The sequence below is a fragment of the Aminobacter sp. 01T433 genome, from assembly GCF_056398585.1.
On the sequence record NZ_JBFTPR010000006.1, the window covers coordinates 96165 to 109865 of the forward strand.

A 13701-nucleotide genomic window follows, 5' to 3' on the forward strand; every position below is an offset into this window, starting at 1 on the left:
GCTTCAGGCTGCTTTGGCGACGGCCGGCTGGGCCGAGAGGCGGTAGTGCTCTAGTGCGGCACCCACGCCGGAGCCCGGCTGGACCTTGACGCCGCAGTCGCGCAGCGACATTTCAGCCGCCGAGATCGCGCCGCACATCATCACTTCGTTGACCCAGCCAAGATGGCCGATGCGGAAGACCTTGCCGGCAACCTTGTTGAGGCCGACGCCGAGCGAGGTCTGGTAGCCGTGGAAGGCGCGGCGGACGACTTCAGCACTGTCGATGCCCTCGGGAACCACGATCGCGCTGACCGTGTCGGAGTTCCACTTCGCTTCCTTGGCGCAGACACGCAGGCCCCAAGCGTCGACCGCCTTGCGCACTCCCGTTGCCAGCCGATTGTGACGCTCGAAGATGTTGTCGAGGCCTTCTTCCTGGATCAGGTCGAGTGCCGCGCGCAGGCCGCGCAGCAGCTGGACGGCCGGCGTGTAGGGGAAATAGCCGGTATCGTTGGCGCGGATTTGGTCCTCGAAGGAGAAGTAGCAGCGGTTGAACTTGGCGGTCTTGGCTGCGGCGAGCGCCTTCTGGCTGACCGACAGGAAGCCAAGGCCGGGCGGCAGCATGAAGCCCTTCTGCGAACCTGAGACGGCGCAGTCGACGCCCCATTCTTCCTGGCGGAAGTCGATCGATCCGACCGAGGACACGCCGTCGACGAACAGCAGTGCGGGGTGCTTGGCGGCAGTAAGCGCCGCACGCACCGCGCCGACGTCGCTGGTGACGCCGGTAGCGGTTTCATTGTGAGTGACGAAGACCGCCTTGATACGGTGTTCCTTGTCCTTGGCGAGACGCTCGGCATAGATCTCGACCGGAACGCCCGTGCCCCATTCGGCATCGACGACGTCGACATCGAGGCCGAAGCGCTCGGCCATGTCGACCCACAGATGCGAGAACTGGCCGAAGCGCGACATCAGCACGCGGTCGCCAGGGTTCAAGGTGTTGGTGATCGCCGACTCCCAGGCACCGGTGCCCGAGGACGGAAAGATGAATGCGCGGCCGGTCTCATTGCGGAACACCTTCATCAGATCGGTAAAGAGGCCGCGCGTGAAGGCAGGATAATCCGGCGCGCGCATGTCCTCCATCGGCATGTTCATCGCCTGCCGGACAATCTCCGGAACGTTGGTCGGTCCTGGAACGAAGAGCTGATTGAAGCCGGCCATGAAAAGTCCTCCCGAAACTGTTGCGGCGTGGTGCCCTGTCTGTGGCTTTCGGGAGGATGATCGGTTTTGCTCTGCCGGCTCACAACACCTGCCGGGATAGAAACGCGGACCTTTGGGCATTGGACCGGGCCCACTCTTTCAGATGCGCCGGCGCCCTGTCGGATAGGGCGGAACCTACCCGGCGCCCATCAACGGAGGCACTCACGGAATGTTGTGAGCCGAGGGACTCGTTCCGCCAACGGTTCGGGCGATAATGGCCAGATCGGCGAACGAAACGGCTAATCGACATGAGGATCTTCGGTTCCTTCGCATTGGCAGCGTTGCTCTTTTTCATGCCTGCGCAGGCGATGGCGCAGGACCCTCCCCGTTCGGGCCAGCCGGTGTTCGATCGCGCCGTCGAACTGGTGTTCGACCATTTCCATGACACATCGGCGCTTGGGCGGTTCGGAACGGCGGTCAGGCATGAAATCGAGGACGCCGATGCGCCGCTCAATGCCAGCAGCTCCAATGAACGGGTCAGCAAGGCGATCGATACGGTTCTCGCCAGCCTTGGCGCCTCCCACACCGGCCGCTTCCAGCCTGACACCATCGCCTATTTCGAGCTTGCCGACATTTTCCGCTTTGCCATCCGCAACGATTTGCGGCGGCTGTTTCCACCCGAAGGCGAAGTTTCTTATCCCGGCATCGGCATGATCGCACAGCCGGGCAGAGGCTCGCTGTTCATCAATGACGTCTATGACGGGTCGCCGGCGGCGCGAGCTGGCATCCTTGTCGGCGACGAAATCCTCGCCGTGGATGGCGCGCCCTATCACGAGATCACATCGTTCCGCGGCAAGGTCGGCCAGACCGTCGAGGTAAAGCTCCGCCGAAACGCGGGCGCCGAGCCCATCACCGTCAAGGTCGCGGTGGAGCAGTTGCGTCCACTCAAGACATTCGAAAAGGCGATCGAAGCCAGCGTCAGCGTGACCGAGCGCGACGGAAAACGGATCGGCTATGTCAGGCTGTGGACCCTTTCGGCACCTGAGGGCCTCGACATCGTTGCCCGCGAACTGGGCGACGGTCGGCTCAAGGACGCAGATGGCATGGTCGTTGACCTGCGCGGGCGTTGGGGTGGCGGCCCCTCCGATGCGGCGGAGCTTTTTGTCGGCGACACCCCGACATTCCGGCTCATCCAGCGCGACGGCGAGGCGACACTTGCCAATGTACGCTGGCAGCGGCCTGTCGTTGGCATCATAGATGGAGGCGCACGCAGCGGGCTGGAGCTGTTCGCCTATGCGCTGAAGACCAACGGCATTCCGCTTGTAGGTTCCCGGACCGCCGGTGCGCTGCTGGCCGGACGTGCCTATCTGCTGCCTGATGACAGCCTGCTCGAAGTGGCGGTCTCCGACGCTGTGATCGGCGACGATGTGCGACTGGAAGGACATGGCGTCGAGCCGGACATTCCGGTGGCCTTCAGCCTGCCTTATGCCGCGGGCAGCGACCCGCAGCGCGATGCCGCCGTGGCAGAGATGAGCCGTATCCTCAGCGGCGGCTGAGACTTTCCGCCCTGTCTACACCCCTGTTGTCGGCCGGTGCCTGGTGCCGTCGATGAAGCGCTCGTAGCGGAAGGCCTGGGGATCGACGAGCGGCGTGTTGCCGGTGACCAGATCGGCTGTCAGCCTGCCTGCGGCCGGGCCGATGCCAAAACCATGACCGGAAAAGCCAGTCGCGATCACCAGCCCAGGCAGCGACTTCACAGGCGAAATTACCGGCACTGCATCTGGCGTGGCGTCGATGAAGCCGGCCCAGCGCTGCAGGGTCGGAACACCTTTCAACACCGGAAAAACCTTCTCCATATTGGCGCGGGCTGCTTGCAGCGGGCCAGCAGCCGGAGCGGGGTCGAGCGTGCGATGCCGCTCGTAGACACTGCCCTCGCCTTCCAGCTTGGGTGAAAGCCCGAAGGGACCACTGAGCAAATCGCCGAAGCGCAGGCCAACCGAGCGCCATTCGCGCGACAGCATCGGCAGGAAATCGGTGAAATAGCGGAAGCTGTCCGGGTTCACATGATGATAGCTGATGGTGCCGTTGGCGATGGTGTAGCCGTCGTCGAGCCGCTTGCGGTAGGCAAAGCCCTCGGTCCAGGCAGCGCCATCAGGCCCACCTTGAACCGGGCCGGTACGCATCACCGACGAGCGCACGGCAAGCTGCGGCAGCCTGACACCAACGGAACGGCACAACTGGCTTGACCATGCGCCGCCGGCCACCACGACAGTGCTGGCGCGGATCAAGCCATTTTCGGTGACGACACCTGAGACGCGGCCGCCTTCGGTCTCGATCTCGCGCACGGCACAGCGCAACAGGATGCGGGCACCGGCGCGCTGGGCGGCCCGAGCGATCGCGGGCGCGGCCTTCTGCGGCTCGGCGCGGCCGTCGCTTGGCGTGTGCAGTGCAGCCCTAAACGTCTTCTGCGCGCCGGGCATCAGCTCGGCCAGCGCCCTGCCCTCGATCATCTTCGTGTCGAGCGCGTAGTCGCCGGCACTTTTCACCCACTCGGCATGATGTTCGACATCGCTTTGGTCCTGGCACAGATAAAGGATGCCTGTGCGCCGGAAGCCGACATCTTCGCCGACCAGCTCCTCGATGCCGCCCCACATCTTCATCGCCTCAACGATCAGCGGTAGCTCGCGCGGGTCGCGGCCCATGCGCCGGCACCAGCCCCAGTTGCGGCTCGACTGCTCGCCCGCAACGTGGCCCTTCTCGCAGACGACGACCGAGATGCCCTTCCTGGCCAGGAACAGCGCTGCGCTGACGCCGATGATGCCGCCACCGACGATGACGACGTCGGCACTCTTCGGCTGGATGTCGCCAGCGGGAACCGGATCGACTGGAGGCCCCATTCATTTCTCCCCAATGTGCCAACGGGAGGTGTCCCAACCCGTCTTGAAAATAACATACAGTACTGTATGCATGACACTAGAATTCTTGCAATGCCGCCGGAAACTACCCGGCGATCGAACCGGGGGAAAGTGCCATGTCGCCACGCAAGATCATCATCGACACCGATCCTGGCCAGGACGACGCCTTTGCCATCTTGTTTGCGCTTGGTTCGCCCGAACTCGAAGTGGTGGCGCTGACCACCGTCGGCGGCAACGTTCCGCTGGCGCTGACCTCGCGCAACGCGCTGCAGATCGCCGAGCTCGCCGGCCGCTCCGACGTGCCGGTCTATTCCGGCTGCTCGCGTCCGATGGTCAAGGCGCTCAAGACCGCCGAATATGTCCATGGCCCGACCGGCATCGACGGCTGTGTTCTGCCCGAGCCGACAAAGCCGCTGCAGGACAAGCATGCCGTCAATTTCCTGGTCGACACGCTGATGGCGGCACCTGAAGGCGAAATCACCGTATGCACGCTCGGACCCATGACCAATCTCGGCATGGCGATGGTGATGGAGCCGCGCATCATCCCGCGCATTCGTGAAGTGGTGCTGATGGGCGGCGGTTTCTTCGAAGGCGGCAATGCCACGCCCGCCGCCGAGTTCAACATCTGGGTCGACCCGCATGCGGCGGCGGTCGTGTTCGATTCCGGCGTGCCGGTCACCATGGCCGGCATCGACTGCACCTACACCGCCCAGATGACGCCGGAATGGCTGCAAAAGCTGCGCGCGCTCGGCACACGCTCGGCCATCGAAGCCGCCAACATGGCCGATTTCTACCGCCAGTACGGCTCGCACAAATTCCCCACCGAAGCCCGCCCGATCCATGACGCCTGCGTCACCGGCTATCTGCTTGCGCCGCATCTGTACGAACAGAAGCAGTGCAACGTCACCATCGAGCTGATGTCGCCCGAGACCATCGGCATGACCGTCGTCGATTGGTGGCACGTCACCGGTCGGCGCAAGAACTGCAACGTGCTGCGCCGTATCGACGCCGATGGCTTCTTCGCGCTGATGCTGGAGCGCTTTGGCAACCTTCCCTGAGAGGGCGATCGGCGATGAAAACTGGTGCCCCTGTTCCCGAACGCAAGCCCGCAGCGCGAAAGACGCTGTCACGCGAGGCGTGGATCGCGGCTGCCATAGCGACGCTGGAAAAGAAGGGCATCGCCAACGTCAAGATCGACCACCTGTCGAAGCAGCTGAAGGTCACGCGCGGGAGTTTCTACTTCCACTTCAAGAACCTGAAGGACCTGCTCGACAGCCTGCTCGAGGAATGGCGCCAGCGCAATTGCAAGCCGTTTGAAGCACTCATCGACCAGGAGGTCATTGACGGTCCGGCATTCTTCGATGCGGTGACCGGGGTGTGGATCAGGGAGGATCCGTTCAGCCCCCGGCTCGATCTCGCGATCAGGGACTGGGCGCGCAGCTCGGCGCTGATTGCCCGCAAGGTGCAGGCGCAAGACGATTTTCGCATGGCGCTGCTCGTCAGGGCTTTTGCCGTGATGGGCTACGACCAGGACGAAAGCCTGATCCGCGCCCGCATCACCTATTTCCAGCAGATCGGCTACTACGCCACCCACTTCAAGGAGCCGCCGGCGGACCGCAAGCGCTTCCGCTCGCTCTACACCAAGATCCTTATCGGCTCCGACTAAGCGCCCCCTCATGATCTATTTTCGAGGAAATGAAATGTCCCTGCCTGTGCCTTACCTGTCCGCCCGTACGCTGACCGTCGTCAAGAAGATCGACACCACGGGTGCGCCACGCATCGTCAATCTCGGGCTCAACGAAAGCTGGCTCGGATCGGCACCGGGCGTGGTCGAGGCAATCCGTGAGGCCGCGCCTAATGTCTACCGTTATGCCGATCCGAACTGCGGAACGATGCGTGCGGCCATCGGCAAGCAGTTCAATCTCGATCCCGCCCGCATCGTTTGCGGCAACGGCTCGGAGGAACTTCTGGATGCTGTCGGCCGCGTCTATGCGCGCGCCGGCGACGAGATCCTGTTTCCCGCCTATTCCTTCCTGCAATTCGCCATCGTTGCCTATCGCCTCGGCGCCAAGGCAGTCGAAGCACCGCTTGGGCCCGACTTCTCCGTCGATGTCGACGCGCTTCTGGCCGCCGTCACGCCTGCAACGCGCGTCGTTTTCCTCGCCAATCCCAACAACCCCACAGGCTCGGTTGTGCCGATGGACGAGGTGGCGCGGCTGGCGCGCGAACTGCCGTCGCATATCGTTCTGGTCCTCGACGCTGCGTACGCCGAATATGTCGACCCGGCCGAGGCGGTCGCTACCTTCGAGATCGCCGATCGCCATCCCAACGTCATCGTCACACGTACCTTCTCCAAGGCCTACGGCCTCGCGTCCGCGCGCGCCGGCTGGGCTTATGCCTATCCGGAGGTGGTCTCGGCGCTGAACAATGTGCGCGGCATCGGCAACGTCAACGGCCTGGCGCAGGTGGCGGCGACGGTTGCTGTCGGCGAGCAGGATTTCGTCCAGCACGTGCGCGCCCGCACGGCCGAGGAGCGCGAATATCTCGAAGGCGAACTGCGCAAGCTCGGTTTCGAGATTTCGCCAAGCGCTGCCAACTTCGCCTTCGTTCGCCTGCCCGGTGCTTATGCCGGCTGGGCCCAGGCGACTGTGGCGCGGCTTGCCAGGCAGGGCTTCATCATCCGCTCGAACGAGGACTACGGCCTGCCGGAATGGCTGCGCATCTCGATCGCCGACCGGGCCGACCTCGATGAAATGCTCGCCCTGTTGCACGTCGAGGTCCGCGCCGCCAACGGCTAGGAAACCGCGAGCAAACCCGCAGCCTCACGCCTCGGACGCTTGGTTGCTGGCCCGGTGAAACCCAGCCTGGCCAGGCCAAGACGAACTTCCGGTGCGCCCATGAACAGCCTCCACAAAAGCCCAGTTCGATGGTTTTCGATCATTGCGACAATGGGGCCTTGGTTGATGGACAGATAGGTCCGGGCGTACCAGTTGCGGTTTTCGCAAAACGCGTCGACAAAGCCGAAGCGACCCCAGATGCGTTTCCTTGGCTTGCCCAGGAAACCGCGCAAAGCCGACATCGCCTGTTCGGGTACATAAGGAAAACTGGATAGAGCGGCACTCGGCGTGATGACACCGACGTCCCTATCCGGAGCATGCGCGATATAGCCCGTCGGCCCGTGCGATGCGGTAAGTCCCCAGCAATCGGCGCCGTAGCCTTGGTGGTTATGGGGATTGAGCTCGCAATGGCGATGGTTGATCCGCGCGTGACGAACATTTTGCTCCCAATAGTCGGCATAGCGGTCATTGAGGCCGTTGGGATCGAGCCCGCAAAAGGAATAATGCGCGAAAAAGAGCGGGCCACCAAAGTCCGTTCCAAGCGGCAAGGCGATGCCGTAGTGGTCGCGCCCGTTATGAAAAGCTGGGCCACCAGAAAAGCCGTCGTGGTAGCAATCCGGATCAATGGCGTGCCGCGACGCTCCTGCTCCTAAGACGAATGCAAGCAGGCACTCGTTCCAGCCTTCGATCGGGCTGTTCATCGCCCAACCATGCCTGGGGCTCCAGTGCCAGTAGAGTTTGCCTTTCCGCGCAAACCAGCCCCACTCGGCCTGCGCCAGAAGGGCGTTCACCCGATCGCAAAAACGCTGTTCCTCGGCCGCGAGGCCGTCCAGATATTCACGCGCGCAAATCAACCCCTGAAACAGGAACGTCGTTTCGACAAGATCGGCCCCGTCATCCTTGCGCCGGAACGGGATCGTATCGCCTGTAGCGCCGTGGATGAAATGCGGGAACATGCCGTGGTAGCGCGGCGAACGCTCGAGCAAGTCGAGCATCCGATGCAGTCGGTGCAGGGCTTCAGCGCGATCGACCCAGCCCCGCTCCACCGCAACGATGATGGCCATGATTCCGAAGCCGGAGCCGCCGATCGCCACGAGATCATTCGGCCGATCGCCTGTGGTCTTCTGGCGGTCGCGGGCAAGGCCGCTGACTGGATGAGCACCTTCCCAGAAATAGCGGATCGTCTGCCGCTGGACGATATCCAGCAACGCCTCATCGGCGAGTTCGAACGGATCTTTTGGCAGCTCGGATGTCGGAGGCGAGGCAAGAATCATCATGCCAGTATGCCGCCAAATTCGTCATTGAGACGGCCATTCGCGCAAACCAGTCAGACCCGCCGGTCATGCTTTCGATCCTGATCCGGTAAAATACCTGTGGTGAGCCGACCGGTGTAGACGCGGCCTGGATAAAGGCGCAGGGTCAATTGTCGGCCGCTCGTCTTAGGGCGCGGCTGATTGAGGGCGGCCATCGTGCCCTAGCCCCAACTGAAAGGAGGACACCGTGTCTTCCAACTATCTGACTTCCGAAAACATGAGCATGATCAGGCGGCTACTTGCCGAAATCCGGCAACGTGGCTCTCAGCCTGACCCCGACCGGGGAACTGCGACAGCACGATTTCAGAACGGAACAACAACTGTCGATAGTCTTCGCAAGAGGCTCACGAGATATGCGCGCCAGCGCACGACCATGGATCGGGCTATCGATCGATGGGACAACGAGGGTGGTGCCCTCAAGGCGCCTTCACCAAATCAGGACCATGTGATGCGCCTGAAAACGGCGATGAAGCCGCTTCGGCCTCCAAGGGACGAAGCTGATCGGCGACATATCAACGACACCGTCGGCAAGCGGCGGCGCGCAAGAGATATCCACGAACGCAATCGCCTCATCTAGAGCAATCGGCTTTCGGAATTCCTGCTCAAGACAAAGAAATAGAGCCCCATTCCATTTCAATCGGAATGAAACAGGCGCCGGTGACCAGCCGGTGTCTGGCGCCCTTCGGCAACGCGATCCTCACAACGATCCTGCACTGGAGCAACTGGTGACCCTCGCTTTCCCGAACAGAAGCCGCAGCTATGACGCCGCGAGAAAGGCCATACGCTTCCTTGGATATGATGGGACGTTCGAGGTTTCGTTTTTCGTCGAGGTTCAGGCGCTCGAAGCCAGCCACGCGACGGCTGACAATGAAACGCGGTATCTTGCCGCCTTCGACGCGGCCCGCGTTTCGATCCAGGATGTCGCGCGGGAGGCATACTCCCACGCGCGTAAAAATTTGTATGTGCTGACGGCATACGATTTTAAGTGACGATTTCTCGTCGCGTCCAGCAGGTCTTTACCGGAGCCGCTATGAAACGGCTCCGGTAAATAGTTCAAGCCTTGCTTGCAGCCACCTCGGTCGAGGGGTCGCGGCCGGCGTGACGGTGCTGCCACCAGTCACCGAGCAGGAGCAGGATCGGTGCTGCGATGAAGATCGACGAGGTCGTTGCAATGAACACGCCGAACACCATCGGAATGGCGAAGTTCTCCACCGCACTGCCGCCCCAGATCGCCATCGGCAGCATCGAAAGCAGGATGGCGACAGAGGTGTAGATACAACGCGCGAACACCTGGTTGATGCTCATGTCGATGATCTCGCGCAGCGGCATCTTCTTGTACAGGCGCAAATTCTCGCGCATGCGGTCATAGACCACCACCTTGTCGTTCACCGAATAGCCGATGATCGTCAGCAGGGCCGCGATCGCCGTTAGGTTGAAGTCCAGCCCGAACAGCGCAAAGAAGCCAACCATCTTGGTGGTATCGAGCACCAGCGTGGCAATGGCGCCGATGGCGAAGTTCCATTCGAACCGCCACCAGATGTAGACCAGCATGGCAAGTGCTGCCAGCACCACGGCCAGGATGCCGGACTGCGCCAGCTCGCCGCTGACCTTCGGACCCACCACTTCGGTGCGTTCGAATTTCACGCCTGGATCGAGCTTCTGCACGGCAGCCTTGATGGTGTCGACGGCTGCGGTCTGCGCCGTCTCGCCGCCTTCCTGACGCTGTACGCGGATCAGCACGTTGCCGTCGCTGCCGATCTCTTGCAGCGCCACCTCGCCGATGTTCAAGCCGCCCAGCGTGCTGCGCAGTTGTGCGAGGTCAGCCGGTGTCGACGTCGCGATCTCGACCTGGATGCCGCCCTTGAAGTCGATGCCGTAGTTGAGGCCCGGCTTGATAAACAAGCCAATGGAGGCGAGCGACAGGAAGATCGACATGCCGATGCCGAGGTACCGGGCCTTCATGAACGAGATCGAGGTCTTCTCCGGGAAGAAGCGGACCAGCGGTTCGATCGTGATGGTCTTCAAGCGCTTGCGGCGCACAACCGCGGCCATCAGGATGCGCGTCACCGAAACGGCGGTGAACATCGACAGACAGGTGCCGAGGAACATGGTGATGGCGAAGCCGCGCACCGGACCGGAGCCGAACATGAACAGCAGGCCGGTGGCGATGAGCGACGTCACGTTGGCGTCGACAATGGTCGAATAAGCACGCTTGAAGCCATTGTCCAAGGCAGCGAAGGCGCTGAGCCCCTTCTTCGACTCTTCCCTGATGCGTTCGTTGATCAGGATGTTGGCGTCGACGCCGAAGCCGATGCCCAGGATGATGCCGGCGATGCCAGGCAGCGTGAGCGTGCCGCCGATCAGGGTCAGGACACCGAAGGTCAGGATCAGGTGCAGCAACAGCGCGAAATTCGCGATCATGCCCCAAGTGCCGTAGAGCGCGACCATGAACAGCACGACCGCCACGAAGCCGGCGACGCCTGTGTAGATGCCCATCTTGATGACGTCGCCGCCGAGGTCGGGACCGACGGTGCGTTCTTCAATGACGGTCAGCGGTGCCGGCAGTGCACCGGCGCGCAGGAGTGCTGAAAGCGTCACAGTTTCTTCAACGCTGAAGCTGCCGCTGATCTGGCCCGAACCACCAGTGATCGGCTCGCGGATGTTCGGTGCCGACAGCACCTTGCCGTCGAGCACGATGGCAAAGGGCTTGCCGACATTGGCGGCGGTGATCTCGGCGAACTGACGCGCGCCGACACTGTCGAAGCGGAAGGAAACCAGCGGTTCCTGGGTGCGCTGGTCGAAGCCTGCGCGAGCGTCGGTGAGGCGTGCGCCGTCGAGCGCGACGCGGTCCTCGACAGGATATTGAGCGCCAGACTTGGCGTCGGGCATCATGGTAACGCCGCGCGGAAGCGGTTCGCCATTGGCGACGTTGGCCACCATGTGGAACGTCATCTTGGCGGTGCTGCCAAGCAGTTCGCGCAACCGGGTCGGGTCTTGCAGGCCCGGGAGCTGCACGAGCATACGGTCGCTGCCGACACGCTGGATCGTTGGTTCGGCGACGCCGACCTGGTCGACGCGCTGGCGAACGATCTCGAGGCTCTGCTGGAGCGCTGCATCGAGCTTGTCGCGCTGGCCAGCCTCGGTCAGTACGACCTTGATCTGCTTGTCGGCTGTCGTGACCTCAATGTCAGGCTTGCCTGCGCCAAGACCGAGGCCACTGACTGGAACAGCCAGCGACTGCAGCGTGGCCAGCGCTTTCGCGCGCTGGGCATCGTCGGCAATGTTGATGACGATGGCATCGCCGGCGAGCCGGGCCGACGACGCGTTGATCCGCTCCTTGCGCAGGGCGCCGCGGACGTCGTCGAGCAAAGAGCGCAAGCGGTCGGTCTTCAAGGCCGCCGCATCGACTTCGAGCACCAGATGCGAACCGCCCTGGAGGTCGAGGCCGAGCGTGACCTGCTTTTTCGGGAACCAGTTCGGCAAGGCCGCCAGTTGATTAGCCGTCAGAACGTTGGGAAGCGCGGCAATGATGCCGGCCAAAATGATGATGGTGTATGTCACCACCACCCATCGGGAGGTCCGCATATATCTGATCCTGCAAAAACCATCACCGCGGCGTCATGGCGCGCGAAAGATGGTTGTTAGTCCGGGCGGCACGAGACCCTGAGGCCCGCGCCATTCATAAAATTCAGGAGAATGCCGGAGGCGCGCGGGCTGTGTAGCCTGGCCCTGAGGGGCGGAGAACGAGCTGGAGAACCAGTTCATTTCGCGGCTTGTCTAAGACCGCTTCGGGAACTTCGATGCTGCGCGGCAACAAGGCCGAGTTGCCATCATCGTGAAGGGGTACTGCTTTGACGCTGCGCCAATCGACGACGACAAATGAGCGCTCGGGAATGGCCGGAGCGCTATGCCGCTCGCGGACGTCCATGCCACCGGAACTCGGCTTGGCCATTTCGGACGCGACAGCCATGCCATCGGCCAACGGGCTACAAACCATGGCAAATGCCACGGCCAGGCATAGAAATGCGACCGTCAAAATGCCGGGAGCAGGCTTTCTATGTGCCTTGGTTTGCTGCATCTCGTGTTGGCGCAAAGGTCCGAACGGTTGGGGCTGAATTGCCTTATGAGCCTCCCACTACGGCATTTTGATGAATACGCCAAGCAAGTCTCGTTGCTGGGCCGCGCATTTCCAGCGCTTCGCGGCAACAGATGCAAGCCGCGGAAAGCTACTCGGGCCGGCCGAAGAAGATCCGGGCCAGCCCCTCCTTGGTCACCTCGACCGCATGCGCCGAGCTTAACGTGATGTGGCGTTCGATGAGTTCGCCGCCGGCCTCGCCGTCGCGGCGCCTGAGGCAGTCGATGATCGCCGCGTGCTCGTCATAGGTGCCGCCGCGGCGGCGGTTGCTCTCGAGATCGATGCGGCGAAAGAAGCGGATCAGCGAGTTGACGCCTTCCAGCGCGTTCAGCATCCGCCCGTTCTTGGACAGGGTGACGATGGCGATGTGAAACGCCTCGTCGGCCTCGGCCACCTTGGCCCAGTCGGTTGTCGGACCGAGATTGCTGTTGTTTTGCCAAATCGCGATGGTCTCGCCGAGCTCGGCATCGGTGCCCCGCTCGCAGGCAAGCCGGAATGCCGCCCGTTCGATCGCCGCGCGCAATTCGTACAGTTCCCGCACCCCTTCAGGCGTGATGTCGCGGGCATAGAAGCCACGATTGGGCACAAAACTCATGAAACCGTCACGTGCCAGCCGGTTGAGCGCTTCACGCACCGGCGTGCGCGACACACCAAGCTTGGTCGCCAGCTCGACCTCATTGACACGCTCGCCTGGCTTGAAGCGGTACTCGACCGCCAGTTCCTTGACTGCGTCATAGACCTTTTCGACGCTGTCGGCGGCGCGTCCCGTCTTCTTCGGCTTGGCTGTCTTTTGCACCTGCGCTCCGTCTTCGGTCGGGCTGTCTGTTGGTTGAGTCCGCGTGGCGGGCTCGCATTGGCGAACTAATGCCATGACAAAGTGCAGTCCACAATCCTCTTGTGGATACACTTGTGTCGACATATAGTGCCGACGCAATCGAACCAAACCTGGAGTATGAGACTATGAGCAACATCACCCGAATTGACGTTGGCCCGCGCATGAGCCAGGCCGTCGTGCACGGCAACACCGTCTATGTATCGGGACAGGTCGCGCTCGACGCCGCCGGCGAAAGTGTCACCGCCCAGACCAAGAACATCCTCGACCGCATCGACGCCGTGCTGGCCAAGGCCGGTACCGACAAGACCAAGGTTCTCTCTGCTTCCATCTGGCTCGCCGACATCGCAGGCTTTGCCGAGATGAACGCCGTGTGGGACGCCTGGGTCGCCAAGGACAACGCTCCCGCCCGCGCAACCGTCGAATCCAAGCTCGCCGCGCCGCAGTTCACGGTCGAGATCGCCGTCATCGCCGCTCTCTGAGCGGCAACGGCATA

The 13701-nt window shown here is 62.5% G+C and carries 13 protein-coding genes; 7 read left to right on the forward strand and 6 right to left on the reverse strand.

Annotated elements, in window-relative coordinates; translation table 11 throughout:
* Positions 1–3 precede the first annotated feature (3 nt).
* A complete protein-coding gene (locus tag AC1DLV_RS12705) occupies positions 4–1194 on the reverse strand; it encodes an aminotransferase class V-fold PLP-dependent enzyme (protein WP_476799915.1) in 1191 nt (396 codons plus the stop codon).
* A 332-nt stretch (positions 1195–1526) separates the two neighbouring features.
* On the opposite strand from AC1DLV_RS12705, the gene AC1DLV_RS12710 reads away from it, so the two are divergent.
* On the forward strand, positions 1527–2729 hold the full coding sequence (locus AC1DLV_RS12710; protein ID WP_476800078.1) for a S41 family peptidase: 1203 nt from the start codon (positions 1527–1529) through the stop codon (positions 2727–2729).
* Positions 2730–2744: 15 nt separating this feature from the next.
* Here AC1DLV_RS12710 and AC1DLV_RS12715 read toward each other — a convergent pair whose 3' ends face one another.
* Positions 2745–4070 (reverse strand): NAD(P)/FAD-dependent oxidoreductase, encoded by a 1326-nt coding sequence (locus tag AC1DLV_RS12715; protein ID WP_476799916.1) that lies wholly within the window; start codon positions 4068–4070, stop codon positions 2745–2747.
* A gap of 134 nt (positions 4071–4204) precedes the next feature.
* Here AC1DLV_RS12715 and AC1DLV_RS12720 point away from each other — a divergent pair, with 134 nt between their 5' ends.
* The 3 genes from AC1DLV_RS12720 to AC1DLV_RS12730 are packed head-to-tail and all read left to right on the forward strand — an operon-like array spanning position 4205 to position 6886.
* Positions 4205–5146, forward strand: coding sequence for a nucleoside hydrolase (locus tag AC1DLV_RS12720; RefSeq protein WP_476799917.1), 942 nt, complete (start codon positions 4205–4207; stop codon positions 5144–5146).
* 14 nt (positions 5147–5160) lie between these two features.
* Positions 5161–5754, forward strand: a complete 594-nt coding sequence (locus AC1DLV_RS12725; protein WP_476799918.1) for a TetR/AcrR family transcriptional regulator — start codon at positions 5161–5163, stop codon at positions 5752–5754.
* Between the two features lie 34 nt (positions 5755–5788).
* Complete coding sequence (locus AC1DLV_RS12730) at positions 5789–6886, forward strand: pyridoxal phosphate-dependent aminotransferase (RefSeq protein WP_476799919.1); 1098 nt, start codon at positions 5789–5791, stop codon at positions 6884–6886.
* Here the strand turns inward: AC1DLV_RS12730 and AC1DLV_RS12735 are convergent.
* Positions 6883–8202: a glucoamylase family protein gene (locus AC1DLV_RS12735; RefSeq protein WP_476799920.1), complete on the reverse strand. Its 1320-nt coding sequence runs from the start codon at positions 8200–8202 to the stop codon at positions 6883–6885. The genes AC1DLV_RS12730 and AC1DLV_RS12735 overlap by 4 nt on opposite strands.
* Before the next feature lie 223 nt (positions 8203–8425).
* Here AC1DLV_RS12735 and AC1DLV_RS12740 point away from each other — a divergent pair, with 223 nt between their 5' ends.
* Both AC1DLV_RS12740 and AC1DLV_RS12745 read left to right on the forward strand, forming a co-directional pair.
* Positions 8426–8815, forward strand: coding sequence for a hypothetical protein (locus tag AC1DLV_RS12740; protein ID WP_476799921.1), 390 nt, complete (start codon positions 8426–8428; stop codon positions 8813–8815).
* A gap of 148 nt (positions 8816–8963) precedes the next feature.
* Positions 8964–9227: a DUF1488 family protein gene (locus tag AC1DLV_RS12745; RefSeq protein WP_476799922.1), complete on the forward strand. Its 264-nt coding sequence runs from the start codon at positions 8964–8966 to the stop codon at positions 9225–9227.
* Between the two features lie 64 nt (positions 9228–9291).
* Here AC1DLV_RS12745 and secD read toward each other — a convergent pair whose 3' ends face one another.
* The 3 genes from secD to AC1DLV_RS12760 all read right to left on the reverse strand — a co-directional run bounded on the left by secD (position 9292) and on the right by AC1DLV_RS12760 (position 13169).
* Positions 9292–11823 carry a protein translocase subunit SecD gene (gene secD / locus AC1DLV_RS12750; protein ID WP_476799923.1) on the reverse strand — a complete coding sequence of 844 codons (2532 nt, stop codon included), beginning with the start codon at positions 11821–11823 and terminating at the stop codon, positions 9292–9294.
* Between the two features lie 103 nt (positions 11824–11926).
* Complete coding sequence (locus AC1DLV_RS12755) at positions 11927–12208, reverse strand: hypothetical protein (protein ID WP_476799924.1); 282 nt, start codon at positions 12206–12208, stop codon at positions 11927–11929.
* Positions 12209–12464: 256 nt separating this feature from the next.
* Positions 12465–13169: a GntR family transcriptional regulator gene (locus AC1DLV_RS12760; protein ID WP_476799925.1), complete on the reverse strand. Its 705-nt coding sequence runs from the start codon at positions 13167–13169 to the stop codon at positions 12465–12467.
* Positions 13170–13333: 164 nt separating this feature from the next.
* Here AC1DLV_RS12760 and AC1DLV_RS12765 point away from each other — a divergent pair, with 164 nt between their 5' ends.
* Entirely contained in the window at positions 13334–13687 is a 354-nt protein-coding gene (locus AC1DLV_RS12765) for a RidA family protein (protein WP_476799926.1), read from the forward strand.
* Positions 13688–13701 lie beyond the last annotated feature (14 nt).